At 75.3% G+C, this 25,290-nt stretch carries 23 protein-coding genes; 14 read left to right on the forward strand and 9 right to left on the reverse strand.

The genetic code is table 11. The features are described 5' to 3' along the window. Positions 1 to 105 precede the first annotated feature (105 nt). The 3 genes from ACZ6W9_RS13935 to ACZ6W9_RS13945 all read left to right on the forward strand — a co-directional run bounded on the left by ACZ6W9_RS13935 (position 106) and on the right by ACZ6W9_RS13945 (position 3,389). A complete protein-coding gene (locus ACZ6W9_RS13935; RefSeq protein ID WP_470117986.1) occupies positions 106 to 954 on the forward strand; it encodes a hypothetical protein in 849 nt (282 codons plus the stop codon). A gap of 187 nt (positions 955 to 1,141) precedes the next feature. Next, positions 1,142 to 2,680, forward strand: a complete 1,539-nt coding sequence (locus tag ACZ6W9_RS13940; RefSeq protein ID WP_470117988.1) for an alkaline phosphatase D family protein — start codon at positions 1,142 to 1,144, stop codon at positions 2,678 to 2,680. 160 nt (positions 2,681 to 2,840) lie between these two features. Next, positions 2,841 to 3,389: a hypothetical protein gene (locus tag ACZ6W9_RS13945; protein ID WP_470117990.1), complete on the forward strand. Its 549-nt coding sequence runs from the start codon at positions 2,841 to 2,843 to the stop codon at positions 3,387 to 3,389. On the opposite strand, the gene ACZ6W9_RS13950 is transcribed toward ACZ6W9_RS13945, so the two are convergent. Then, complete coding sequence (locus ACZ6W9_RS13950) at positions 3,364 to 4,869, reverse strand: FG-GAP repeat protein (RefSeq protein ID WP_470117992.1); 1,506 nt, start codon at positions 4,867 to 4,869, stop codon at positions 3,364 to 3,366. The genes ACZ6W9_RS13945 and ACZ6W9_RS13950 overlap by 26 nt on opposite strands. Positions 4,870 to 5,027: 158 nt before the next feature. On the opposite strand from ACZ6W9_RS13950, the gene ACZ6W9_RS13955 reads away from it, so the two are divergent. After that, the gene (locus tag ACZ6W9_RS13955) at positions 5,028 to 6,257 is read left to right on the forward strand and encodes a cytochrome P450 (RefSeq protein ID WP_362938179.1); all 1,230 of its coding nucleotides are present in this window, start codon (positions 5,028 to 5,030) and stop codon (positions 6,255 to 6,257) included. Between the two features lie 128 nt (positions 6,258 to 6,385). Here ACZ6W9_RS13955 and ACZ6W9_RS13960 read toward each other — a convergent pair whose 3' ends face one another. Beyond that, on the reverse strand, positions 6,386 to 7,819 hold the full coding sequence (locus tag ACZ6W9_RS13960; protein ID WP_470117994.1) for an MFS transporter: 1,434 nt from the start codon (positions 7,817 to 7,819) through the stop codon (positions 6,386 to 6,388). Positions 7,820 to 8,100: 281 nt separating this feature from the next. On the opposite strand from ACZ6W9_RS13960, the gene ACZ6W9_RS13965 reads away from it, so the two are divergent. The 5 genes from ACZ6W9_RS13965 (at position 8,101) to ACZ6W9_RS13985 (ending at position 13,842) form a co-directional block, all read left to right on the forward strand. Continuing rightward, positions 8,101 to 9,051, forward strand: a complete 951-nt coding sequence (locus ACZ6W9_RS13965; RefSeq protein ID WP_389962867.1) for an STM4015 family protein — start codon at positions 8,101 to 8,103, stop codon at positions 9,049 to 9,051. Between the two features lie 144 nt (positions 9,052 to 9,195). Then, positions 9,196 to 10,542: an STM4014 family protein gene (locus ACZ6W9_RS13970; protein WP_389962870.1), complete on the forward strand. Its 1,347-nt coding sequence runs from the start codon at positions 9,196 to 9,198 to the stop codon at positions 10,540 to 10,542. 65 nt (positions 10,543 to 10,607) lie between these two features. Beyond that, positions 10,608 to 11,414: an STM4013/SEN3800 family hydrolase gene (locus ACZ6W9_RS13975; protein ID WP_389962873.1), complete on the forward strand. Its 807-nt coding sequence runs from the start codon at positions 10,608 to 10,610 to the stop codon at positions 11,412 to 11,414. Continuing rightward, a complete protein-coding gene (locus ACZ6W9_RS13980; RefSeq protein WP_389962876.1) occupies positions 11,405 to 12,817 on the forward strand; it encodes an STM4012 family radical SAM protein in 1,413 nt (470 codons plus the stop codon). The genes ACZ6W9_RS13975 and ACZ6W9_RS13980 overlap by 10 nt, the downstream gene beginning before the upstream one ends. A gap of 182 nt (positions 12,818 to 12,999) precedes the next feature. Beyond that, a complete protein-coding gene (locus ACZ6W9_RS13985; protein WP_389963562.1) occupies positions 13,000 to 13,842 on the forward strand; it encodes an STM4011 family radical SAM protein in 843 nt (280 codons plus the stop codon). A gap of 172 nt (positions 13,843 to 14,014) precedes the next feature. Here the strand turns inward: ACZ6W9_RS13985 and ACZ6W9_RS13990 are convergent, their stop codons facing one another. Together ACZ6W9_RS13990 and ACZ6W9_RS13995 are read right to left on the reverse strand one after the other, a co-directional pair. Further along, positions 14,015 to 15,046: a DUF6745 domain-containing protein gene (locus ACZ6W9_RS13990; RefSeq protein ID WP_389962879.1), complete on the reverse strand. Its 1,032-nt coding sequence runs from the start codon at positions 15,044 to 15,046 to the stop codon at positions 14,015 to 14,017. A gap of 13 nt (positions 15,047 to 15,059) precedes the next feature. Continuing rightward, positions 15,060 to 15,386, reverse strand: a complete 327-nt coding sequence (locus tag ACZ6W9_RS13995) for a hypothetical protein (RefSeq protein ID WP_362938161.1) — start codon at positions 15,384 to 15,386, stop codon at positions 15,060 to 15,062. 291 nt (positions 15,387 to 15,677) lie between these two features. Here ACZ6W9_RS13995 and ACZ6W9_RS14000 point away from each other — a divergent pair, with 291 nt between their 5' ends. The 5 genes from ACZ6W9_RS14000 to ACZ6W9_RS14020 are packed head-to-tail and all read left to right on the forward strand — an operon-like array spanning position 15,678 to position 20,217. Next, positions 15,678 to 16,304 carry an RNA polymerase sigma factor gene (locus tag ACZ6W9_RS14000; protein WP_389962882.1) on the forward strand — a complete coding sequence of 209 codons (627 nt, stop codon included), beginning with the start codon at positions 15,678 to 15,680 and terminating at the stop codon, positions 16,302 to 16,304. A 13-nt stretch (positions 16,305 to 16,317) separates the two neighbouring features. After that, positions 16,318 to 17,151, forward strand: coding sequence for a zf-HC2 domain-containing protein (locus tag ACZ6W9_RS14005; protein ID WP_389962885.1), 834 nt, complete (start codon positions 16,318 to 16,320; stop codon positions 17,149 to 17,151). Continuing rightward, entirely contained in the window at positions 17,148 to 18,005 is an 858-nt protein-coding gene (locus ACZ6W9_RS14010; RefSeq protein WP_470117999.1) for an ATP-binding cassette domain-containing protein, read from the forward strand. The genes ACZ6W9_RS14005 and ACZ6W9_RS14010 overlap by 4 nt, the downstream gene beginning before the upstream one ends. Then, positions 18,002 to 19,546, forward strand: coding sequence for a hypothetical protein (locus tag ACZ6W9_RS14015; RefSeq protein ID WP_470118001.1), 1,545 nt, complete (start codon positions 18,002 to 18,004; stop codon positions 19,544 to 19,546). Before ACZ6W9_RS14010 ends, ACZ6W9_RS14015 begins: the two co-directional genes overlap by 4 nt. After that, positions 19,537 to 20,217, forward strand: coding sequence for a hypothetical protein (locus ACZ6W9_RS14020; RefSeq protein WP_389962894.1), 681 nt, complete (start codon positions 19,537 to 19,539; stop codon positions 20,215 to 20,217). Before ACZ6W9_RS14015 ends, ACZ6W9_RS14020 begins: the two co-directional genes overlap by 10 nt. Here ACZ6W9_RS14020 and ACZ6W9_RS14025 read toward each other — a convergent pair. The 5 genes from ACZ6W9_RS14025 to ACZ6W9_RS14045 form a co-directional block, all read right to left on the reverse strand. Further along, complete coding sequence (locus ACZ6W9_RS14025) at positions 20,159 to 20,788, reverse strand: biliverdin-producing heme oxygenase (RefSeq protein ID WP_389962897.1); 630 nt, start codon at positions 20,786 to 20,788, stop codon at positions 20,159 to 20,161. The two genes, ACZ6W9_RS14020 and ACZ6W9_RS14025, sit on opposite strands and share 59 nt — an antisense overlap. Before the next feature lie 173 nt (positions 20,789 to 20,961). After that, the gene (locus ACZ6W9_RS14030) at positions 20,962 to 22,086 is read right to left on the reverse strand and encodes an acyltransferase family protein (protein WP_470118003.1); all 1,125 of its coding nucleotides are present in this window, start codon (positions 22,084 to 22,086) and stop codon (positions 20,962 to 20,964) included. Beyond that, complete coding sequence (locus tag ACZ6W9_RS14035; protein WP_389962903.1) at positions 22,079 to 22,819, reverse strand: alpha/beta hydrolase; 741 nt, start codon at positions 22,817 to 22,819, stop codon at positions 22,079 to 22,081. Before ACZ6W9_RS14035 ends, ACZ6W9_RS14030 begins: the two co-directional genes overlap by 8 nt. A 259-nt stretch (positions 22,820 to 23,078) precedes the next feature. Beyond that, a complete protein-coding gene (locus ACZ6W9_RS14040) occupies positions 23,079 to 23,735 on the reverse strand; it encodes a response regulator (RefSeq protein ID WP_389962906.1) in 657 nt (218 codons plus the stop codon). Further along, on the reverse strand, positions 23,732 to 25,036 hold the full coding sequence (locus tag ACZ6W9_RS14045; protein WP_470118006.1) for a sensor histidine kinase: 1,305 nt from the start codon (positions 25,034 to 25,036) through the stop codon (positions 23,732 to 23,734). The genes ACZ6W9_RS14040 and ACZ6W9_RS14045 overlap by 4 nt, the downstream gene beginning before the upstream one ends. Positions 25,037 to 25,290: the final 254 nt, after the last annotated feature.

Here is a 25,290-nt window from a genome sequence, read left to right on the forward strand (position 1 = left end):
TCGCCGGCGGTACGGACTCCCCCGGCGGGACGCGGACGGACTCCGGCGCCGGAGCCCCGGCCGGCCGGGGGCGGACGCGGATCGGTCGAGCGAGGGACGGGGCACGTGGACAAGATCGTCGGTGTGCACGGGATAGGCAAGTACCACTACTACCGCGACGCCGGGAACTCCGTCGCGGGGGCCGCCGCCGCGATGCGCGGCAAGTGGGACCGTTACCTGCACGCCGGGCTGACCGGCGGCCGGCCGTACGGCGGGGAGCGCTACCTCGCCGAGATCGCCTACTACGCCCACCTGCTGGGCGGGCACGGCGACGAGGCGCAGCGGTCCGTGGAGCGCATGGACGCCGGGACGCAGGCCGTCTTCGTCGCCTGGGCCAAGCAGCTCGACGCGGTGGGGGAGGGGCTGACCGGGGCGCTGAACCGGATGACCCGCTGGCTGCTGGGCCGCATGCACTCCGACGCGGCCGGTTTCGCCGGGTTCTTCTGCCCGGACGTCGCCGCCTACCTCGCGGCGGACGGCGGGGTGCGGGCGAAGGTGCGTTCGGCGGTGGCCGAGACGATCAGGCGCAACAGGCCGAAGGCGGTGATCGCGCACTCGCTCGGCAGCGTGGTGGCCTACGAGACGCTGTGGTCCGATCCCGGCCTGGAGGTGGAGCTGCTGATCACCCTCGGCAGCCCGCTCGGCATGCGTGACGTGATCTTCGAGCGGCTGCTGCCCGCGCCGGTCAACGGCTGGGGCGCCCGGCCACCGGGGGTGCGGCGCTGGGTCAACATCGCCGACAAGGACGACATCGCGGCGATCCCCCCGAGCCTGCGCGCCTGCTTCACCGGAGTGGATCAGGAGGCACTGGTGAACCTCGACCGGTTCGACTTCCACACCGTGGAGAAGTACCTGGGGTGCGGCGCGCTCAACGCCCACCTCGCGCCGTACCTCGGCGTCCCGGCGCCCGCCTGAGACCGCGCCCGGCCGTACGGTCTCCTTCGCGGTCCGCGCCCCCCGGCGGCCCCGCCCCGGTCGCCGGGCCGGTGCCGCCCCGCCGTACGGCGGGCACCCGGTTCGCGGCGCGCCTGTGCAGCGGCTGTTCACCCGGCCGTGTCCCGCGGGCCACGGCCGGGAAAGCGCGGCGGGCTGCACTGGCGGTGTGGAGCAGAAGCCGACACGCAGAGCGTTTTTGACCATCGCCGCCGCCGGAGCGGGCGGCCTGACGCTCACCGGGGCCGGCCTGCCGGCCCGGACCCTCGCCCGCGACCCCTTCACCCTGGGCGTCGCCTCCGGCGACCCGTCGCGGGACGGGTTCGTGCTGTGGACCAGGCTGGCCGTCGATCCGCTGGCCCCGGACGGGCGGGGCGGGATGCCCTCCCGGGACGTGGACGTCGAGTGGCAGGTCGCCGTCGACGAGCGGTTCGCCAGGGTGGTCCGCCACGGCACCGCGACCGCCCGGCCGGGCGCGGCGCACAGCGTCCACGTCGAGCCGGAGGGGCTGGAGCCCGGCAGGGAGTACTTCTACCGCTTCCGCGCCGCCGGGCACGTCTCCCCGGCCGGCCGGACCCGCACCGCCCCGGCCGCCCTGTCGCCGCTGACGCTGGCGGTGGCCGCCTGCGCCCACTACGAGCACGGGTACTACACGGCCTACCGGCGGCTGGCCGAGCAGGAGCCGGACCTGGTGGTCCACCTGGGCGACTACATGTACGAGTACGCCCACCGGGGCTACACCGCCCTGGGCGGCGCCGTCAGGCGGCACGCGGGGGACAAGTGCGCCACGCTGGCCGACTACCGGCTGCGGCACGCGCAGTACAAGACCGACCCCGACCTGCGGGCCGCGCACGCCGCCGCGCCCTGGCTGGTGGCCTTCGACGACCACGAGGTGGAGAACAACTGGGCGGCCGGCGTCTCCAGCAACGGCACCCCCCACTTCGCCCGGCGGCGGGCCGACGCCTTCCGGGCCTACTACGAGAACATGCCGCTGCGCCGGGCGAGCGTGCCGCACGGGGCGTCGATGCGCGTGCACCGGCGGGTGGACTGGGGGCCGCTGGCCCGCTTCCACCTGCTCGACACCCGGCAGTTCCGCGACGACCAGGCGTGCGACGACGGCGCCAGGGCGGGCTGCGACGACCGGCTCGCCGCGGGGCGCTCCATGCTGGGGGAGGACCAGCGGCGCTGGCTCCTGGACGGCCTGGCGGCCTCCGGCGCCCGGTGGAACCTCGTGGGCCAGCAGGTCCTGATGGCCCGCAAGGACGCAAGGGTCGGCCCCGGGTCGGAGGTCAACCTGGACTCCTGGGACGGCTACGCCGCCGAGCGGGCCCGGCTGCTGGCCGGGTTCCGCGACTCCGGCGCGGCCAACCCGGTCGTGCTGACCGGGGACGCGCACATGCACCACGCGGCCGACCTGCGGCTCGACTTCGACGACCCCGAATCGCCGAGGGTGGCGGTGGAACTGGTCACCTCCTCGATCTCCAGTGACGGCGACGGCTACCGCGACGAGGGGAAGATCGCCGAGACGGTCGCGGAGAACCCGCACATCTCCTACCTCGACCAGCGGCGCGGCTACATCGTCTGCCGGGTCACCGCCGACGAGCTCAGCGCGGACTTCCGCACGCTCGACCACATCAGCAGGCGGGGCGCCCCGGCGCGGACCGGGGCACGGTTCACCGTCCCGGCGGGGCGGTCCGCCCTGGTCTGAGCGGGCTCCGGCGACGCCCGGCACCGCGCCCACCGGAACCCCGTCCGTCCGCCCGTACGGCGCGTGGCACAGGTCCCGGCCACGCACCGGGCCGCGGCCGCGTCGAATTCGTTCCGGACAACCCGGAGAATCCGGGTGTTTTTGATGGATGATGCGGCGTATGAGCTACCTCTCCACGAGGCTCGCCGCCGCGGCTCTCGCCGCGGCGACGGGCGGCACCCTCCTCATCCCCGCCTCACCGGCCGCCGCGGTGGCGCCCCCCGCGGCCGCAGCCCGGGCCGCCACCGCCGCGGCCGCCCAGGCCGCCGCCGCTCCCCCCAGGAAGTTCCGTTACGACGTGTACTTCCCCAAGTACACCCACCGGGGCGGCTATCTCACCTACACCATCAAGGTCCGCAACAAGAGCGCCAAGGGACAGCACTACATGGCGCTCACCGGCGACTTCTCCCGTGCCTTCCGCAAGGTCAAGGTGATCGCCAAGCCGCGCAGCGTCAAGTGCTCCGCCAAGGGACGCTCCGTACGGTGCCTGGTCACCTCGCTCGACAAGGGGGACTCGACGACCGTCAAGATCCGGGGCTGGGTGGTCCGCCGCCGCGGCACCGCCGTGGCGAAGTTCGGCGCGGCCGTCACCTCCGACCGCCACACCTCGCTCGGCGCGCTCGCCAAGACGATCCGCAGCCACGTCACCGCGAAGTCGAAGGTCCGGTGAGGGCGTAGCCGAAGAGTGCGTCCCCGGCGGCGGCGGCCAGGGTCGCCGCCGCCGGACGCCCGCCCTTCCCGCCGCCGGGGCGGACGCGCACCAGCGCGACCCTGCCCCCGAGCGGGGCCGCGACCGCCAGCCCCCGGCCTGGGAGGACGGCCAGCGCGGAGCCGAAGCCGCCGTCCCGGCCGGTGACCAGGGCGTTGCCGGCGCGGGTCAGGCCGCCCGAGCGGGTACCCGCGAGCACCTGGACGGCGTTCTCGCCCGGCACGCCCACCGCCAGCTCGTCGTCGCCGTCGCCGTCGAGGTCCCCGGCGGCCAGCGCGGCGCCGAACCTGTCGAAGTAGCGGGGCTCGCCCCGCAGCGACCGCTGCGACCACGCCTCGGTCCGCCCGGCCCCCGGCCCGCCCGGCGAGCCGTAGAGCACGTCCACGGTGCCGTCGCCGTAGTCCATCGCCCGCTGGTCCCTGGTCAGCCCCTCGCCCGGGACACCGACCGCCAGGTCGTCGCGGCCGTCGGCGTCGAAGTCGCCGGCGGCCAGGGCCGCGCCGAAGGAGTCCCAGTCCTCGGCCCGGCCGGCGATCCGGGGGCTGTCCTGGGTGAGCAGGCGCGCCGTGCGGCGGCGGACGTCCAGGACGGTCACCGAGCCCTGCCCCCTGGCGCGGACCGAGTCGCCGGGGGTGCCGGCGGCGATCTCGTCACGGCCGTCGCCGTCGAAGTCGCCGGTCGCCAGGGACGCGCCGAACTGGTCGGTCTGCGCCTCCCGCTGCCCGACCCAGCCGGTTCGCTGCGTGACGATCCGGGGGGCGCGCCCGGTGAGGCCGTACACCCCGACGCCTCCCCCGCCCAGACCCGGGATGCCGATCACCAGTTCGTCGTCGCCGTCGCCGTCGAGGTCCCCGGCGGCCAGCGCGGCGCCGAACCGGTCGGCGCCGCGTCTGCCGCCCAGATCGCGGGCGTCGATCACCCGGCCGGGGCGCAGGCCGTCCGGCGAGCCGTGGAACAGCTGCACCACGCCGGAGCCGTCGGCGTCCGGCCGCGAGCGGTCCTCCTCCGAGACGCCCACGGCCAGGTCCGCGCACCGGTCGCCGTCGAAGTCGCCGGCCGCCAGCGCCGACCCGAACGCGTCGCCGGTCTCGGCCTCGCCCGGGACGCCGGGGGAGTCCTGGGTGAGCAGGCTCTTCTCCCCGCGCCCGCCGGGAAGGACGGTGACCGCCCCGGCGCGGGCGCGGCCGCCCACCCGGGTGTACGGCGCGGCGACCGCGAGGTCGGCGCGGCCGTCTCCGTCGAAGTCGGACGGCACCCCGGAGCAGGACCGGGCCGCGGTGCCCGCGGTGCCCGCGGTGCCCGCGGTGCCCGCGGTGCCCGCGGGGTACGCGGGGTACGCGGGGGCGGCGGCCGCGCCGGAGACCACGGGGAGGGCTCCGGAGGCGGCGGGGGAGAGGCCGAGGGAGGCGACGACGGCGGAGGTGAGGAGCGCTGCTCTCATGAGATGAATGCTCCGGGAGGACCCGGACATCCGGCTCACGAGGAGATGAAATCCCCGTGGCGGACGCGGGTACGGGATGCGCTATATCACGACCGCGTAAGGTAAAGACCTGGTCAGGGGTGATCGGCTCAGGTAAAGGGCGTGTCAGGATTGAGGCCATGCACATCGACCTGGCTGATCTCGACTTCTGGCGTCGTCCGCCCAAGGAGCGTCACGAGGCGTTCGCCCGGTTACGCGCGCTGGATCGGCCGGTGTTCTTCGCGGAGAAGCGGGTGCCGCTGCTCCGCTCCGGCAAGGGCTTCTACGCGCTGGTCCGGCACGCCGACGTGGTGGAGGCCAGCCGCAACGCCAGGGTGTTCTCCAGCGAGCCGGGTGTGACCAGCCCCGAACCGCCGGGCTGGGTCAAGCACGTGTTCGGCGAGTCCATGGTCAACATGGACGACCCCCGGCACGCCCGGCTGCGCCGCATCGTCTCGCGCGCGTTCAGCCCCAAGATGCTCGCCGGGCTGCAGGGAGGCATCGAGGCCGCGTGCGCCCGGATCGTCGACGACGTGCTGGCCGAGGGGCCGCGCGACTTCGTCACCCAGGTCGCCGCCCGGCTGCCCATCCACGTCATCTGCGACATGATGGGCATCCCCGACGACGTGCGGGCCGCGGTGCACCGGCAGGTGGACATCTCCACCGCCTACAGCGGGATACGCCCCAGCCTGCCGCACACCGTGCGGATGGCCGCGCAGAACACCGTCGCGCTCCTCGCCCTGCAGCGCCTGGTGATCCGGCTCGGCCGGGAACGTGCCAGGGAGCCGCGCGGCGACCTGATCTCGGCGCTGGTCACCGCCAACGTGGACGGCGAGAGGCTCACCGACCGCGAGCTGGGATCGTTCTTCGCACTGCTGCTCGTCGCGGGCAACGAGACGGCCCGCAACACCATGGCGCACGGCATGAAGCTGCTCACCGACCACCCCGACCAGCGAAGCGCGCTGCTGGAGGACTTCGACGGGCGCGTCGGCGGGGCCGTCGAGGAGATGGTCCGCCACATCTCGCCCATCATGCAGTTCCGCCGCACCGTCACCCGGGACCACGACCTGCGCGGCCTGCGCCTCCGGCGCGGGGACAAGGTCGTGCTCTTCTACGGCTCGGCCAACCGCGACGAGGCGGTCTTCCCGGATCCCGACCGGTTCGACATCACCCGCGACACCAAGCCGCACGTCGGGTTCGGCGGGCCGGGCCCGCACTTCTGCCTGGGGGCCAACCTCGCCCGCCTGGAGATCCGGACGATGTTCCGCGAGCTGTTCACCCGGCTGCCGATGATCCGCACGGTCGGCGAGCCGGAGCTGCTGGTGTCCAACTTCGACAACAGCGTCCGCCGGCAGGCGTTCACCTTCTGACCCGGCGCCCCGGCGGCTCTGCGGGGGCGCGTCGGTGCCGTCGGCCGGTTCTCCCCGGGGGCGGGAGGCCGGACGGAGGGGGAGCGAGGGCCTCACCGCGGACCTGTCCTCCGACGCCGACGGGATCGTCACCGACCATCCCGGTCTGGCCCGGCCGGTGCGCCGCTGAGCGACGCACCGTCCTCTCCGGTCAGGACGTTGCGGCGGACGGTGCAGAAGGCGGTCACCGCGGCGACCGCCATCATCACCGCGGCGACCAGCATCGTCATGCGGAACCCGGCGGTGAAGGCCACGGGGTCCCGCAGGGCGTCGCCGGTCAGGCCCACCAGGGGCGGGACCGCGGCGACCGCCAGCAGCCCGCCGGTCCTGGCCAGGGCGTTGTTGACGCCGCTGGCCACGCCCGCGTAGCGGTCGGCGGCGCTGGCCAGCACGGTGGCGGTGAGCGGCGCCACCGCCGCCGACAGGCCCAGGCCGAACAGCGACACCGGCAGCAGCACGCCCGTGACGTAGGGGGAGCCGGGGCCGATCCACGACATCGGCACCAGGGCCGCGCCGCACAGCAGGATGCCGCCCGTCATGGGGACGCGCGGGCCGATCCGCCTGGCCAGCTCGCCCGCCCTCGACGACAGCAGCAGCATCAGCACGGTGATCGGGATCATCGCCGACCCGGCGGCCACCGGCGAGAAGCCGGCCGAGACCTGGAGCTGGACGACGAGCAGGAAGAACACCACGCCCATCGCGGCGTACATGACCAGCGTGACGGCGTTGACCGCGACGAAGACCGGTGAGGCGAACACCCCGACCGGCACGAGCGCGTCCGGCGAGCGCCTGATCTGCAGCCAGACGAACCCCGCGCCCAGCGCCGCGCCCGCCGCCACCCAGGGCGCCGACAGGCCGATCAGGCCGTAGGTGATCCCGGCCAGCGCCAGCGCGGCCAGTGCCGCGCCGAGCATGTCGAACCGCCCGGTGGCCCCGGCGTCCCGGCTCTCCGGCACGTGCCGTACGGTCACCGCCACCACGAGCGCGGCCAGCGGCAGGTTGATCAGGAACACCCAGCGCCAGCCGGCCGTCTCCACCAGCCAGCCGCCCAGCAGCGGCCCGACGGCCGCCGCGACCCCGCCCAGCCCCGACCAGGCGCCGATCGCGCGGGGCCGGTCCTCGGGCACGAGGGACGACTGGATGATCGCCAGCGCCCCGGGGGTCAGCAGGGCGCCGCCGACGCCCTGCAGGGCCCGGGCCGCGACCAGCGCCTCCACCCCGGGCGCCAGCCCGCACGCGGCCGAGGCGAGCGCGAACCACACCACGCCGACCAGGAACACCCGCCGCCTGCCGTACCGGTCGCCCAGTGAGCCGCCCAGGAGGATCAGGCCGGCCAGGGTGAGGGTGTAGGCGTTGACGGTCCACTGCAGGCCCGCCACGTCGGCGTCCAGAGCGCGGCCGAGCGTGGGGAGCGCCACGTTCACGACCGTGCTGTCCAGCAGCGCCATGCCGGAGCCGAGCACGGTGGCGAGGAGCACCCACCGGCCGGCGGCCGAACGGAGCCTGAGATGACCGTTGTCCATGGTTGTCACAATCACCGGGATCCCGCGGTTGTTCCGGCTCGCCGCCGGCCGTTCGCGGCCCGCGCGGCCGGAAACGGAGACCCGCCGGTCACCCGGCGGCCCCGGAGGGCCACCGTCGATCACCTCATGCCTCCCGGGCTCGCCATCGGTCACCGGATGCTTCCGGGAGGCCCCGCTTCCCCGGTGAGGCGCGACATCGGCGGGAGGCCGCGGTTGCCGGGGTGTCGGTGATCTCTGGTAGGACGTCTCCTGTCGCATACCACCTGACGGGAGCCCCCGAAATGGACCACACCGAGTTCACCGACCGCGTCGACGGTCTCTACGACGGCACCTACGCCGGTCTGCCGATCGCGCTCCCGGACGGCGAAGGCGACCGGACGCCCGCCGCCGACCGGGTGGCGTGGCGGATCGCCGAGGACGTCTACGACTCGGGGGATGGCTTCGAACAGCGGTTCGCGACGTTCCTGGAGAAGACGGACACCACCGCGGTCAGGGCGCTGATCGTCGGCGGCTGGGAGGACGCCTACGAGAAGGACAGCTCGGGGGTCGTCGACCTGCTCGTCAAGAACGCCGGCCGCCTCCCGGCCCTGCGTTCCCTGTTCCTCGGCGCGATGCCGTCGGAGGAGTGTGAGATCTCCTGGATCCAGCAGAGCGACGTCACCCCGCTGCTGGAGGCGTTCCCGCTGCTGGAGCGGCTGGAGGTGCGCGGGGGCACCGAGCTCATGCTGAGCCCGGTCCGTCACGCCAACCTCAGGGTGCTCCGGTTCGAGACGGGCGGTCTGCCCGCCCAGGTCGTTCGCGGCGTCGCGGCGTCCGACCTTCCCGCCCTGGAATACCTGGAGCTGTGGCTGGGCGTCCAGGAGTACGGCGGAGACGCCACCGTGGCGGACCTGGCACCGATCCTGTCCGGCGAGCGACTGCCGGCCCTGCGCCACCTGGGTCTGCAGGACAGTGAGATCCAGGACGAGATCGCCGCGGCGGTGGCGTCGGCGCCGGTGGTCGCACGGCTCACGTCGCTGTCCCTGTCGATGGGCGCACTGACCGACGCCGGGGCCGAGGCGCTGCTGTCCGGCCAGCCGCTGACCCACCTTGAGCGCCTCGACCTGCACCACCACTACCTGAGCGAGGAGATGGTCGAGCGGGTCCGGGCGGCCTTCGCCGGCGTCGAGGTCGACCTGTCGGAGCGGGAGGATCCCGACGACGACTGGCGTTACGTCGCGGTGGCCGAGTGACCCCCTCCGGCCGCCCTCTCCCGGCCTCGACCCGTTTCCGGCCCCGGCCCCGGCCTCGGCCCCGGTTCGATCCCGGCTCCGCCCTTGATCCGGCCCCGGCCCCGACCCGGCCCCGATTCGACCTCGATTCCGTAAGGACCCCAGGTGACCGAGCACGGTGATCACACACCGGTCAGGACGGCCGTCGTCGGGACACCCGGCGACCGCAGGGTGACCCTGTTCGCCGCCGCCTGCGCCCGGTACGGCCTGCCCGCGCCCGCGGTCGTCCCGTGGACCCGCGTGCTGCGGGGCGAGGAGATCCGGCTTGAACCGGGGACGCTCGTGCGGATCGAGTCGCCCGGCCAGGACGCCGAGGCCGACGCGTTGCTGCGCGGCCCCGGACGGCCGACCCGGGCCGGCGGAGGAGCCGCCTGGCACGCGGCCCTGACGGCCGGGCTGGAGCGGATCCGCCGGGCCGTCACCCGCACGCCGGGCGCGGTGCTGCTCGCCGACGTCGACGAGATCGCGGTGATGTTCGACAAACGCCGGTGCCACGCGAGGCTGGCGGCGGCCGGGGTGCCGGTGCCGCCCGCCCTGCCCGGACCGGTCGGCGGCTACGCCGAACTGCGCGAGCGGATGGACCGGGCCGGCTGGCGGAGGGTGTTCGTCAAACCCGCCCACGGCTCGTCGGCCTCCGGGGTCGTCGCCCTGCAGGTCGCCGGGCCCAGGATCAAGGCGGTGACCTCGGCCGAGCTGACCCGGGGCGAACCGGCCGGGGCCGTGCCGTACGGGGACGACCGGGCCGGGGACGACCGGGCCGGGGGCGAGCGGGACGCGGCGGAGCTGCACAACTCGCTCCGGGTGCGTTCCTACACGGCCGAGGCCGAGGTGGCGGCGATCGTCGACCTGCTGGCCGCCGACGGCCTCCACGTGGAGCGGTGGTTCCCCAAGGCGGGCCTCGGCGGCCGGGTGATCGACCTGCGGGTGGTCACCGTCGATGGCACGCCCACCCACGCGGTCGTCCGTGCCGCCCGTACCCCCATGACGAACCTGCACCTCGGCGGCGTGCGCGGCGACCTCGGCGCGGTCCGGGCGCGGCTCGGCCCGCGGGGCTGGGAACGGCTCCTGGACGCCTGCGCGCGGGCCGCGGCGTGCTTTCCCGGCAGCCTGTGCGCCGGGGTGGACGTGATGGTGGGCGCCGACTGGCGCGGCGTCGCCGTGGCGGAGGTCAACGCCTTCGGCGACCTGCTGCCCGGGCTGACGGGCCTGCCGGGAGGCGCGGCCGAGGGGCTCGACACGTACGCGGCCCAGGTCTGGGCGGTCCTCGCCCGCCACGCTCCCGCCCACACGCCCTCCGGCGCGCCCGCGGGCCGTCCGCCTACGGGCCGTCCATCCGTGAGCCATCCGTCCACGGGCCGTCCATCCGAGAGCGGCCCGCCCGAGAGCGGCCCACCCGAGAGCGGCCCACCCGCGGGCCACGCGGCCTTCTCCCACGTGGCGGTGACACGGTGAGCGGCGAGAGGGTGAGCGGCGGGGCGAGGGGCGGCCGGGGCGGCGCGCCGGGTGCGATCCGGGACATGAACGCGATCGTGGGCAGCCACGACCTGCTGCTGGTGACGCTCGACACGCTCCGCTACGACGTGGCCGACGAGCTGATCAGGGCGGGGAGGCTGCCCACCCTGGCCCGGGCGCTGCCCGGCGGGCGGTGGGAACGCCGGCACAGCCCCGGCGGCTTCACCTATGCCGCGCATGCCGCGATCCTGGCCGGTTTCCTGCCCACCCCGGCCGCGCCGGGACCGCATCCCCGGCTGTTCGCGGCGGAGTTCCCCGGCAGCGAGACGACGGCCGAGGGCACCTGGGTGTTCGACGCGGCGGACCTGCCCGGCGGGCTGGCCCGGGCCGGATACCACACGGTCTGCGTGGGAGGGGTGGGCTTCTTCAACAAGCTCACCCCGCTCGGCTCCGCGCTGCCGGGACTGTTCGCCGAGAGTCACTGGGAGCCGGCGTTCGGGGTGACCTCGCCGACCTCGTTCGAGGCGCAGATCGAGTGCGCCGGGCGGGCGGTGCGGGACGCCCGGGGACCGGTGTTCCTGTTCGTCAACGTCTCGGCGCTGCACCAGCCGAACTGGTTCCATCTGCCGGGCGCCACCCGCGAGCACGGGGACGGGCGGGACACTCACGCCGCCGCGCTGGAGTACGTCGACCGGCACATCGGCAGGCTGTTCGCGCTGATGTGCAGCAGGCGTCCGGGCTTCGCGATCGTCTGCTCCGATCATGGCACCGCCTACGGTGAAGACGGATATATCGGTCATCGGATCGGCCACGAGGTGGTCTGGACCGTGCCCTATGGAGAGTTCACGATGGAACAGGGGGAATGGCGATGATCGCCGACGGCTCGGCTGGGGGTGGGCCGTACCAAAGCTATGTCTACGCCTACCCGCACAAAACCGCCTACCGGCCGCTGGACCCGCGCCCACCGCTGCGGCGGGTGTGGGAGGGCGAGCCGATGGACAGCCTCTCCCTCTACCTGCACATCCCGTTCTGCGAGATGCGCTGCGGGTTCTGCAACCTGTTCACCCGGACCGGCGCGCCGGAGGAGCTCGTCGCCGCCTACCTGGACGCCCTGGAACGCCAGGCCGGCGCCGTACGGGAGGCCCTGGACGCGGCCCTGGACGGCGCCCCCGGTGCCTCCGGCGCTCCCGGCGGTGCTTCCGGCGCTCCCGGAGCCCCGGCAGGTCCGGTGTTCGCGGTCGCGGCCGTCGGCGGCGGCACCCCCACCTACCTGAGCGCGGCCGAGCTCACCCGGCTGTTCGACCTGGCCGAGCGGACCATGGGCGTCGACCTGCGGGCCGTGCCGCTGTCGGTGGAGACCTCACCGGCGACCGCGACCGCCGACCGCCTGGCGGTACTGGCCGAGCGGGGCACCACCCGGATCTCGATCGGCGTGCAGAGCTTCGTCGACGCCGAGGCCCGCGCGGCGGTCCGGCCGCAGCGGCGCGAGGAGGTCGAGGCGGCGCTCGGCCGGATCAGGGAGGCCGGCTTCGAGACGCTCAACCTCGACCTCATCTACGGCATCGACGGGCAGGACGCCCGGTCGTGGCGTCACTCGCTGGACGCGGCGCTCGCCTGGAAACCCGAGGAGATCTACCTCTACCCGCTGTACGTCCGGCCGCTCACCGGTCTCGGCCGCCGCGCCCGTGACTGGGACGACCACCGGCTGGGCCTCTACCGGCGGGGACGCGACCACCTGCTCGCCGCGGGGTACGAGCAGGTGTCCATGCGGATGTTCCGGCTGCCGGCCTCCGCCCGTACGGCGGGCCCCGCCCACACGACCGGCTACTGCTGCCAGAGCGACGGCATGGTCGGGCTCGGCTGCGGCGCCCGCTCCTACACCTCCGCCCTGCACTACTCCCACGAGTACGCGGTCGGCACCCGTCAGGTGCGCGCCATCATCGACGACTACGTACGGCTGGAGCCCGGCGACTTCACCGCCGCCAACGTGGGGTTCCGCCTGGGGGACGACGAGCGCCGCCGCCGTCATCTCATCCAGTCCCTGCTCCAGGCCGAAGGGCTCGACCCGGACGCCTACCGGGCGCGCTTCGGCACCGGGGCGACGGCCGACTTCGGCGCCGAGCTCGACCGCCTCGCCGACCGGGGGTGGTTGGATACGGACGCCTCCGGGTGGCTGCGCCTCACCGCGGAAGGGCTGGCGCACTCCGACGCGATCGGCCCGGGGCTGTTCTCCGGCGCGGTCCGGGAGCTGATGGCGGGATACGAGCCGCGGTGACCGGACGAGAACGCCCCCGCGAACTACCCGTCCTCACGGTGCACGACCGCGCCGCTCACGATCAGGCCGCTCACGACGCGTGCGACCAGGACACCGCGGCTCACGACCGTGCCGCTCACGGTCAGGCCGCTCACGGCGCGTGCGACCAGGACACCGCCGCGCGCGGCCACGACGCCGGCCACCTGACCGTCCTCTACCGGGGCCCCCTGTCCAGCTGCGACTACGACTGCCCCTACTGCCCGTTCGCCAAGCGCCGCGACGACCCCGCCCGGCTGCGCCGCGACCGGGCGGCGCTGGAGCGGTTCACCCGGTGGGCGGCGGAGCGCGACCACCCCATCTCGGTGCTGTTCACCCCCTGGGGTGAGGGGCTGGTCCGGTCGTGGTACCGGCGGGCGATGGTCGGGCTCAGCCACCTGCCGCACGTCCGGCGGGTCGCCATCCAGACCAACCTCAGCTGCCGCACCGCCTGGCTGGGCGAGGCGGACCTCGGCACCCTCGCCCTGTGGGTCACCTACCACCCCGGGCAGGTCGCCCACGAGCGGTTCCTCGGCCGGTGCCGCGAGCTGACCGGTATGGGCGTCCGTTTCAGCGTCGGCGTCGTGGGGCTGCCCGAGCACCTGGACCATGCCCGGCGGCTCCGTGACGACCTGCCCGCCGAGGTCTACCTGTGGGTCAACGCCGCCGAGGGGCACTCCTACACCGACGCAGAGGCGGCCGAGTGGACGCGGCTGGATCCGCTCTTCTCCTACAGCCGCACGCCGCACCGCAGCGCCGGGCGGCCGTGCCGTACGGGGGACACCGTCATCTCGGTGGACGGCGAGGGCACCGTACGGCGCTGCCACTTCGTCCCGGAGGTACTCGGCAACCTCTACGACGGGACGTTCCGGCCGCGCGCCCGGCCGTGCCCGGCGGCCCTGTGCGACTGTCACATCGGTTACGTGCACCTGGAGCCCACCGGCCTCTACGACGTCTTCGCCGGGGGGATCCTGGAGCGCATCCCCGCCTTCCACGGCCGGATCGGCTGATATCGGCTGAGACCGGAGACCGGATCGGGGCCCTCGCCGTCCCGCCGGCCGGTCCGGTCACCCGGAGGAGGCCGCCCGGCCACCGCGACGTGACGCCGGTCGTCGCCGGGATCCGCCCGCTCCCGCAGGAGCGGGCCGGCGCCCGTGCCGCCGGCCGGGGACACGGGCGGGCTCAGGTCTCCCTGTCCGGCCGGTAGTCGGCCTCGGCCATGCCGAAGGTCCAGGCCACGCCCTCGCGGGCGGTGCGGGTGGACGGCGGGACCCGCAACCAGTATCTGCGGAAGGTGCCGTCGGGTTCGGCGGTGGAGTTGACCACCTCGACCGTCGTCACCGGCTCGTCGTCCGGCAGGACGATCCGCCACAGCACGCCGGTCTCGTCGCGGTGCACGGGGACGGCGCCGGACTCGGCGAGGTAGCGGTCGTAGCCGAAGTGCTCCAGCATGACCCGGCGCAGCTCGGCGTTCTCCTCGGCGTCGATCCGCTGCACGGTCAGCGCCGCCATGGTGGCGGCGAAGCCGGCGGGGACCGGCATGCCGCCCCAGGCGTGCACGGCGAACCCGTCGGGGAACGACAGCGCCGGACCGTCGGCGCGGTGCAGGCGCGACAGCCCGTCGCGGTGCAGTCCGGCGGGGCGCTCGCACACGATGGCCACCCGCTCGAACGGCCACCACCAGCCCGCCGACCGCGCGACCCGGGCGAGCCCCTCCGTCTCCGGCCGCTCCAGGGCGTCGAACAGCGCCAGCCACGGCGCGTCGTGCTGGCCCAGCACGGCGTCCAGGGTCGAGGCGCGCAGCGCGGCGGCGGCGGTCTGCGACTCCTCCGCGGAGGCGACGCCCTGGCGGATCCGGGCCACCACCCCGTTCACCGGATCCCAGAGCCGCCCTCCGGTGAGGGCCCAGGCCAGCGCCCAGTCCGCCGGGCCCAGGGCGGCGTGCGCCTCCGCCCTGGCGCGCTGCCACGGGACGGTCCGCACCGCGTCGCGTACCGACCGGCCGGTGCCGGGCAGGGCGACGGCCCGGGCGCCGGCGAGGGGGGAGCCGACCCAGACGATCTCCTCCGGTTCGGCCAGCCCGGCGGCCCGGTAGGCCAGCCGTACGCCGGCCTCCGCCTCGGGACGGTCGGCGGGCCCGGCTCGGAAGGCGACCTCCTCCCAGCGGAGTGCGGAGGCGGTCAGGACGTCGGTGAGTTCGGTGGTGACGGTCATGCTCGGGGGCTCCTCAGTCGGCGACGACGCGGAAGGCGCCGGGGACGTACTCGCGCTGGCGTTGCACGCGGTACCAGCCCTTGGGCAGGGGGATCGCGGCGTGCTCCTCGTGGACGACGCGGCCGCCGCCGGGCAGGTGCAGGTGGTCGGGGTCCATCGGGCGCGGGCCGCGGACGAGAGTGCCGGGGCCCACCACCGCGTGGGCGTGTCCGGTGGCCTCGCCCAGCGCCAGGACCAGGCGGCCCCGGGCGTCGCGCGGCGCGGACGGCGCGGTCCTGGCTTCGGGCGGCACGGCGTCCTCGTCGACGGGAACGATCAGGATGTCACCCTGGCGGTACATCGGCGGTCTCCTCGCGGTCGGGATGATCGGAAACTAGCCGCCGTCACCGACATTTCCCGGCCGCGCGAAATCGGCCCCTGCCCTCACGAAAGCCGGTCCTGCCCTCACGGAAGCGACCCCGCTCTCACGGAAGCGGCCCCGCTCTCACGGAAGCGGCCCCGCTCTCACGGAAGCGGCCCGGCCCTCACGGAAGCGGCCCGGCCCTCACGGAAGCCGGTCCGGTGTTCTCCCCGGCCCGGTATTTCCTCCGGGACGGAACCGGAACCGGTGGATCCCGCGATAGACCGGAATGTGGATCTCTTCAGGACCAGGCGCCGCGAACCGCCACCGGCCGGCCCCGACAGCGACGACGCCGAGCTCATGGCGGCCGTCGCGGCAGGGCGGGTGGAGGCGCTGAGGCTGCTGCACCAGCGGCACGCGCCCTGGCTGCGGGCCCGGCTGGCCCGCCGTTGCGCCGACGCGGACCTGGTGGACGACGCGCTCCAGGACACGTTCGTGGCCGTCTGGCGGGACGCGCGCCGCTTCGACGCGGCGGGGGGTGAGGCGGCGGCGTGGATCTGGACGATCGCGATCCGCCGGCTGATCTCCGCCCTGCGCCGGGCCGGGGCCGCCGGTTCCGCCCGGACCGCGAGGCTCACAGAACTCGCGGACCTCGCGGGTCCGGCGGATTCCGTGAGGCCGGGCGAGGCGCGCCTGGTCACCGAATCCGCCGAGGACGCCGTGCTCGTCGGCGTGGAGCACGGCGACCTCGGCGCCGCGATCGCCCGGCTCTCGCCCGACCTGCGCGCCGCCCTGCAGGCCACCGTCCTGGACGGGCTGACCGTCAGGGAGGCGGCACGCCTCCTCGGCGTGCCCGAGGGCACCGTGAAGACCCGCGTCATGCGGGCCAAGGCACAGCTTCGGAGACATCTGGCGTGAAGGGGTATCTCGCATGAACGCGCAGTGGCACCTGCCGGCCGGGCTGACCGAGGGCTACGTGGCCGGCCGGCTGGACGCGGCACAGGTGATGTCGGTGGAGAGTCACCTCACCCGGTGCGGGCGGTGCCGCGCGGCGGTGCCGTACGAGCGGGAGTGGCTGGCGGAGAGCTGGGCGGCGATCGAGGACGTGGTGGGACGGCCCCGGCCGCGGCTCGCCGAGCGGGTCCTGCACCGGCTGGGCGTGCCCGGGCACCTGGCGAGGCTGGTGGCGGCCACCCCGGCGCTCGGCCGCGCCTGGCTGACCGCGGTGACACTGGTGCTCGCCTTCGCCGTCGTCTCCGCCCGCCTCGCCGTCCGCGACCCGGACGCGGTGCTGGCGTTCCTGGCGGCGGCTCCGGTCCTGCCGCTGCTGGGCATCGCGTTCGCCTACGGCCCGCGCGTCGACCCGGTCCACGAGGCGCAGGCCGCCACCCCGCTGTCGGGGCCGCGGCTGTTCCTGCTGCGGGCCGTGGCGGTGCTGGCCGTCGCGTTCGCCCTGACCGGCGTGGCCGCGCTGCTGCTGCCCCGCCCGTCCGTGCCGGGCGGCTCCGGCGCGGCCTGGCTGCTGCCCGCGCTGGCGCTGAGCCTGGCCGCGCTGGTGCTGTCCACCCGGGTCTCGCCGCTCGTCGCCGCCGCCGCGCTCGCCGCGGCGTGGTGGGGCGCGGTGCTGGTCTGCGGCGTGGCCGCCGGCGACCGGTTCCTGCCCTTCCAGCCGCCCGCCCAGACCCTGTACGGCGCGGCCGTCGCCCTGCTCCTTCCCCTGCTGTACGCGCGGCGCCGCCGCCTCGACCCCGGAGAACACCGTTGACCACGACCATCGACGTCCGGGCGCTGACCAAGCGCTACGGAGCCACCCCCGTCCTCGACGGGGTCGACCTGGGCGCCGGTCTCGGCGTGACCGGGCTGCTCGGCCCGAACGGCGCGGGCAAGACCACCCTGCTGCGCTGCCTGGCCACGACGCTGGCCCCCGACTCCGGTGAGATCCGCGTGTTCGGCCTGGACCCCGCCGACCGGGGACAGCGCACCGCGCTGCGCCGCCGCCTGGGGTACCTGCCGCAGAACCCGGGGGCCTACCCGCACTTCACCGTCTTCGAGCTGGTCGACTACGTGGCCATCCTGAAGGAGATCACCGATCGGCGGGAGCGTCACCGGGAGGTGCGCCGGGTGCTGGCCGAGGTGGACCTGTCCGATCGGGCCGCGACGAAGGTCCGCAGGCTCTCCGGGGGCATGCGGCAGCGCCTGGCTCTGGCCCAGGCGCTGCTCGGCGAGCCGGGCCTGCTCGTTCTGGACGAGCCGACGGTCGGGCTGGACCCCGAGCAGCGGATGCGCTTCCGGGCACTGGTCTCCCGGCTCGGCGAGGGCCGCACGGTGCTACTGTCGACCCACCAGACCGAGGACGTCGCCGCCCTGTGCGAGCAGGTCGTCGTGATGCGCGGGGGGCGTGTCGTGTTCGTGGGGACCCCGGCGGGTCTCGCCACGGCGGCGTCCGGGCAGGTGTGGCTCTCGGAGCGTCCCCCGGCGGCGTCGCGGCTGTTCTGGCGGACCGCCGACGGCCGCTACCGGACTCTGGGGGAGCGGCCGGCCGGCGCGGTCCCCGCCGAGCCGGCCATCGAGGACGGCTACCTGCTCCTCCTCGGTGACGCGGCGGGGGTGACGGTGTGAGGCTCTCCGCCGGACCGCGGGCGCTGACGGCCTCCGGCGGTCTGCGGGCGCCGACGCCCCCCGCCGGTATGTGGACGCTGGCGGCCTTCGAGACGCGCCGGCTGCTGCGCGGTCCGCTGCTGTGGGGGGCGGCGGCCCTGTGCCTGGGCCTGCGGCTGTACGCGGTCCGTGAGTGGCTGCCGGACCTGACCGTCGACCCGGTGAGCATGTCGGGCGCCATGCTGCTGCTCGCCGCCGCCGCCATGCTGGCCGCGCACCTTGCCGTCTCTCGGGACACCCGCGAGGGCATGCCCGAGTCCCTCGGCCCGCTGCCCGGTCGGGCAGCGGAGCGGACCGCGGCCGCGGTGGTCGCGGCCGTGGCAGTGAGCGCCGGGATCGCCGCGCTGACGATGGGCCTCTACCTCGCGGCGCGGCTGGCCATGGGGCCGGTGGCCGGGACGTTCGACCCGTACGAGGCGCTGGCGGGGGTGCTGGCGGTGCCGTTCGCCGCGGGGCTGGGCGCGGTGCTCGGCAGGTGGGCGCCCTGGCCGGTCGCGGTGCCCGCGGCGCTCTTCCTGCTGGGAGCGTTCACCTGGCTGAACGGCAACCAGGGTGGCTACGGCGGCTGGTTCCTGCCGGTGGTGCTGTTCCACGGCCCCGACTGGCCGGCCCGGCCGTCCGGTCTGCACGTGCCGTACCTGGTCGCGGCCGTCGTCCTCTTCGCCGCCGTGGCCCTGCTGCGGCACGGGGTCCGGCCGGCGCGGCTGGCGGCGGCGGTGACCGCCGTGGCGGTGGCGGTGCCCGCGGGGGCCGTCGCGACCGCCGCCGCCCCGGGACAGGCGGAGATGAACCCGCCTCTGACGCGGGGTACGGAGTTCACCGCGCGGCTCGTCCCGGCGCCGGTCCGCGACCGCTACTTCGGGCCGGACTCCCGCAGGTGCGAGAAGCGGGGCGTCGTCACCTACTGCGCGTTCCCCGAGTACGTCTCCTGGATCCCGCTGTGGGCCTCGGCCGTGGAGCCCGTCGTCGAGGCGCTGCCCCCGGCGGCGCGCGGCCGGCTGCCGGCCGTCCGGCAGTACTCCGACAGCTGGTGGATGGCCGAAGATCACGACGAGCGGTTCATCGGGACGTTCATGATGTGGGGGCGGGCCGGCGCGCGGGACGCTCACCGCACGGCGCTCGCCGCCCGGCTGGTCAACCGGTTCACCCGGCTGGAGGCCCGGACGAGTGCGGGCTGTGACGGGCGGGGGCAGGCCAGAACCGTCGTGGGTCTGTGGCTTCTCGGCCAGGTCGCGCCGCCGGCGCCTGCCGTGGAGAGCGAGCTGCAGATAGGGGGGTCGCTGTTCGAGACCCGGCTGTCGCCGCTGGGCGCGGCCCGCTACGGCGCGGCCGAGCTGGGCTACGCCCGCGAGCTCCTGGCCACGCCGGGAGCCCGGGAGCGGATCTGGGCGCACTGGGACACGCTGCTTGCGCCGGGCACGACGATCGAGCGGGCGCTGCCGCTGCTGGGACTGCACCCGGCTTTCGCCCCCGAGCCGGTCAGGGGGACGCCGTGCTCGTGATCCGCCTGGTGCGGCCGGTGCTCAGCGCGACCCACTGGACCCCCCTCGCGGTCGCCGCCGCCCTGTCCCTGCTGATCATCTCGATGGTGGACACCGGCGCGGGTCTGGGGTGGGGGACGGCGTTCACCCTGCTGCGGATGACGGCGGTGCTGCTGGGCGCGGCGGCCGCGTTCACCGTGCCCGACGCGATGGACGCCGACACCGCCGCCACCCCGGTGCCCCGCCGGGTGCGTCAGGGGCTGCGCTGCGCCCTGGGCGCATTGGGCGCCGGGGTGGTCTGGTCGGCCGCCTGCGTGGTCGCGGTGGCCAGGCTGCGCGCGGGAGACGAGCTGAGGGTGCCGGGGATGGCGCTGGAGGCGGCGGTGTGCGCCGCGGTAGGGCTGCTGTCGGCGTCGGTGGCCGCCCGGCTGCACTCGGGGAGGGTGGCCGGTCTCGCCGGGACGGGCGGCCTGCTCGCGGCCGTCTCGGTGAGCCTGGCGGCCCGGGGTCCGTACTGGCCGTGGCTGTATCCGCAGGAGGACAACTGGGAGGTGGTGCACCACGGCTGGCTTGCGACGCTGGTGGTCGTCACGGTGCTGCTCGGGCCGGCCTGCGGTGATCTGCGCTCGCGGTTCAGGCGGCCGGTTCGGCGAGGACCGCGCGGCCGAGGCCGGCCAGCACCTCGGTGGTGAGCCGGAAGGCGAGCCTGGCCTCCTGGACGATCCGCCGCCGCTCGTCCTCGTCCACGGGCAGGGCGTCCAGCCGGGCGCGGTACTCCTTCCTGAAGCGGGGGATGCTGCCGACGGCGTCGAAGCGGTAGGCGTCGGCCCCGCCGTCCGGCCCGTAGCCGTAGATCCGCCGCAGCTCCCGCCGGATGAACTGCCCGCCCGACAGGTCGCCCAGGTAGCGGGTGTAGTGGTGGGCGACGTAGCCGCCCGGCCAGGCGGCGGTCCGGTCGATGCGGGCGACCAGGGCCAGGGTCGGCGTCGATGGTTCGATCGCGGTCCGCCAGCCGGGGCCGAGGATCGTCTCCAGGTCGCGCGCCGACGCCTCCTCCCGGTACAGCTCCGGCAGGACGAACGGCGCGGCGACCGGATCGTCCGCCAGGGTCCGGGAGACGCGGTCGAGCGCGGCGTGGACGAAGTGGTTCTGGGCGACCATCGCGCCGTAGCCCTCCGGGCTGAGCCGGCCGGCCAGGAGCGCGACGAGATAGTCCTGGTTCTCGGCCGCGGCGTGGTCGTCCCGGGTGGCGTTCCTGAGCACTTCGGAGAACGGTGTCTCGATCGGTATCACTCCGTGGTGGAAGGGGGTTTACGCCGACATCGGCTACCCAGCCTCACAAAGCCCACCAAACCCGTCAAACTCGCGCCGATCATCCGGGTCCGGCGCGCCCGCCGCGGAACCACCCGACTTCCCGGTCCGCCCGTCACGGGCGTTCACCCCCCGGCCGTCCTCCCGCCGCGGAACCGTCCGCCCGCACGGGTGACGGACGCGACGAGGACCAGCAGTACGGCCAGCAGCGGCAGCCAGGCCAGCCGGTGCGCCAGCCAGGCCGGCCCGGTGGGCGCCTCCACCAGGCCGGGCAGACCCCCGAGACGCAGCGCGGCCAGCGCCGCCCCGGCGAGGACCGTCTGGTGCCACAGGAAGACGGTCATCGCCGACAGGTTCACCACCGCGATCGCCGCCCACACCCGGGGCCGCCGCGCCAGCCGGGCCAGCGGCTCGCGCACCAGCAGCGCCAGCCCTGTCTGCGCGATCCCGAAGCAGACCACGGCGAGCGTGGGCGGGCCGAGGTTGGACACCTTCGCCCCGGTGACGCCGACCATGCTCGCCGGATACCCGGCCCAGGCGACCAGCGCCGCCGTCCCGGCCGCGCCCGCCGCCAGCAGGCCCGCCGCCGCCCGGCGCGAGGCGAGCGCCCCGCGTGCCCAGGCGACGCCCAGCGCGTACGGCACCAGCCACCCGGCCACCACGTTCACCCATCCCGGCCAGGACGGCCCGTCGAGCCCGAACCGGATCACGTCCGTGGTGAGCACGGCGGCGGCGGCCGATCCGGCCACGGCGAGCGGCGCGGCCCGCAGCAGGGGTGTGGCCGCGGTGAGCGCGGCGAAGACCGCCAGGAACCACAGCGGCCCGGCCGTGGGCTGCACCAGCGACCTGACCGAGCCGGCCGGCATGCCGCCCAGTGCCAGCCCGGCGGCGGCGCCCGCCCAGACCAGGACGGGCGGGCCCACCGGCCGCAGCAGCCGCCGCATCCTGGCCCGTGTCCACGCCCCGTATCCGGCGGCCGACCGCAGGCTCCGCTCCGCCGCGTACCCGCCCACGAAGAAGAAGACCGCCAGCGTCTGCAGCACCCAGGAGGCCGGCGTCAGCCAGGGCATGCAGGCGAGCGGGCTGGAGACGCGGACCGTCCCGCCGGGGCCGGGCGTCCACGCCGTGACCAGCCAGTGGCCGGTGACCACCCCGGCGATGGCCAGCGCCCGCAGCGCGTCCGCCCCGCGGTCCCGGCCGGCCGGGGTGGCGGCCTCGATCCGGGCGGCGACGGCGCCGAGACTAGCCACGGGACACCTCGCCGGTCCGGCCCAGGGCGATCAGGGTGAGGTTGCGCAGCGACTCGGTGCCGGGGTGCAGGTAGCCGCTGTGTCCCACGCCGCCCGCGGCGAACACGCGGGCCCCGAAGCCCGCCCCCGCCGGATCGGGCCCGAACCCCAGCGGTCCCAGCCGTACCTTCGGCACCCGGCGCACCCAGTCGCCGCTCCCACTGCCCGCCCACAGCGGGACGCCCAGCTCCGCCGCGGACGAGACGCCGAGCCCCGGGCTGCCGAAGACGGCGACGCTCTCCACACCCGACCCCCGCGCGGCCAGGGCGCACACCACCGAGCCGTAACTGTGGCACAGCAGGCTGACCCGCTTGCCGCGGAACCCCGTTCCGGCGAGGAAGCGCCGCAGCTCCGCCGCCCCCCTCCGGGCGGCCCGGTCGGTCAGCGCGCCGACGCTCTCCGTGGCCGGGCTGTCGTAGCCGAGCCAGGCGACCACCGCCAGCCGGGCCCCGGGGTCCAGCGCCCGCGCCTCGGCCAGCACGGTCCGGGCCCCGACCGCCGGCGTGCTGTACGGGTCGGCCCGGCCGCCGTCGAAGTTGGCGGCCGTGGTGTCGGATCCGGGGACGACGACCGCGACGCGTTCGGCCGCGCTCAGGTCGCCGTAGACGCGGACGATCCGGTCACCGTGGGCGGCGGGGACGGCCGTGTAGGCCAGGGCGGCGGCGACGACCGCGGTGAGTGCGCGACGGGGCATGGGACCTCCGGTCCGACAGGGGGATCGGACAGGACGCTAGGGATCCGGGCCCGTCGCCCGCGTCACCCCGCCGCGCTCACCTGCCCGGTCACCCCGTGGGGGGAGGAGGTCACCCCGGGGCCGGTCACGCGGCGTCCCGGGGGCGCTCGCCGTACGAGGTTCCCGCCGGGGGCGTGTCCGGGCGCGCGGTGTCCCGGGGGCCGCTCGCCGTACGAGGTCCCTGCCGGGGCGGCGTCCGGCCGCGCGAAGGGCCCCGGGGTCAGCCGCCGGGACGGACCAGGCCCGACTCGTAGGCGTAGACGATCGCCTGGGCGCGGTCGCGCAGACCCAGTTTGGCCAGGATGCGGCCCACGTGGGTCTTGACGGTCTGCTCCGACAGCACGAGCTGTCCGGCGATCTCCTGGTTGGAGCGGCCCTGGGCGATCAGCGTGAGCACCTCGGTCTCGCGCTCGGTGATGTCGGCCGGCCTGGCACGCGGGCGGCGCGGCCCGACCCGGGCGAACTCCGAGATCAGCCGCCGGGTCACCGACGGCGCGAGCAGCGCGTCGCCGGAGGCGACGACCCGGACCGCCTCGGCGAGCTGCTGGGCGGAGGCGTCCTTGAGCAGGAACCCGCTCGCCCCGGCCCGCAGCGCCTCGTACACGTAGTCGTCGAGGTCGAAGGTGGTCAGGATCAGCACCTTCGGCTTCGGGCCGTCGGCCTCCAGGATGGCCCGGGTGGCGGCCAGGCCGTCCATGACCGGCATCCGCACGTCCATCAGCACGACGTCCGGCCGCAGCTCGGCCGTCCGGGCGACGGCCTCGCGCCCGTCGGCGGCCTCGCCGACGACCTCGATGTCCGGCTGCGAGCCGAGGAACACGGTGAAGCCGGTCCGCACCATGCCCTGGTCGTCGGCGATGAGCACCCGGATCGTCATGCGCCGTCCTCCGCGTCTTCCATGATCGGCAGTATGGCGGTGACCGCGAAGCCCTTGCCGACCGGCCCGGCCCACAGTCTGCCGCCGATCATGGAGACCCGTTCCCGCATGCCGAGCAGGCCGTGCCCGGCGTTGCCCGGCGGCCGCTCGCGACCGCCGCCGGCGCCGTTCGCCACGTGGACGCGCAGCTCGTCGCCGGAGCGGGTGATCCGTACCGAGACGGCCGCGCCGGGTGCGTGGCGCATGGCGTTGCTCAGCGCCTCCTGGACGATCCGGTAGGCCGACAGGCTCACCGTCGTGGGCAGCCCCAGCAGGTCGCCGCCGAGCCGGAGCGTCACGGTGAGCCCGGCGGAGCGCGCGGTGGCGATCAGCTCCTCCAGGCGGCCGAGGCCGGGTTGCGGCGCGGTGTCGGCGCGCTCGTCGCCGTCGCGCAGCACGCCCAGCACGCGGCGCATCTCGGTCATGGCCGCCAGCGACAGCGCGCGGATCTCCCGCAGCCCCTCCTCCAGCGTCCCGGGGTCTCCGGCGGCCTTCAGCGGCGTGGCCTCGGCCTGGATGGCGATCACCGACATGTGGTGGGCGACGACGTCGTGCAGTTCCCGGGCGATCCTGGTCCGTTCCTCCAGTACGGCCTGCGCCGCCAGGGCCCGTTCGCTGCGCCGTTCCTCCTCCGCCAGCCGACCGGCGGCCAGGCGCCTGGTCCGGACGTTGTAGCCGAGGAGCGCGGTCACGGTGAGCATGACGGCGCCCAGCGCGATCAGGGGGTCGCCGGGCTTGACCGCGACCAGGGCGAGCATCGAGACGAGCCAGGCCCCGAGGACGGTCTCCCGGTCGCAGCGCACCGCCACCGAGTAGACGACCAGCAGGTAGGTGATGACGCCCGAGGAGGAGTAGGGCTGGGTGAACAGCCGGTCCATGAAGTGGGCGGCCAGAAGCATGCCGCCGGTGGCCAGTCGCCAGGCCGCCAGCGGCCACCGGTTGCGCAGCGCCACCGGCAGCGAGGAGACGAGCGCGCAGAGGAAGAGGACGTTCTCGTTGATCCCCGGAGTGGGGACACCCGGCTGGGGCGGCATGCCGTTGAGGGTCAGCAGGAGCGAGTAGCCGCCGGCGAACAGGATCCAGGCGAGCCCCAGGTCGGCCACCAGGACCAGGTCGACGGTCCGGAACGGCAGCAGTCCCAGGAAGAGCGGAAGCCGGGGGCGGAGGCGCCGGGATCGGGGGAACGGCGGACCGGGTTCCCCTTTCACCAGGGCGCGGACCAGAGGCCGGGACAACCGGGGGAGGGCGTCGCGCAGGGGCACCGGCCCAGCCTAGGGAGATCGCGGACGGCTGTCGTCCCGCCCCGGGGTGATCCGTCGCGTACCTCCCGGGGGTGACCCTTCCCCGAAGCCCTTCGCGGCGATCCCCGGGGAGGTCCGCGCCGGGGGTGACCCCGGTGTGTCCCGCGAAACCGCCCGGGCGGTCCTCGGGCTTCCGAAGTCCTGCGGAGCCCCCGGCGACGGCCGCCCCGGGACTCCCGGGAGACTCGCCAGAGGCGTCGATTACAGAATTACGA

The organism is Streptosporangium sp. NPDC053982, from assembly GCF_055585205.1.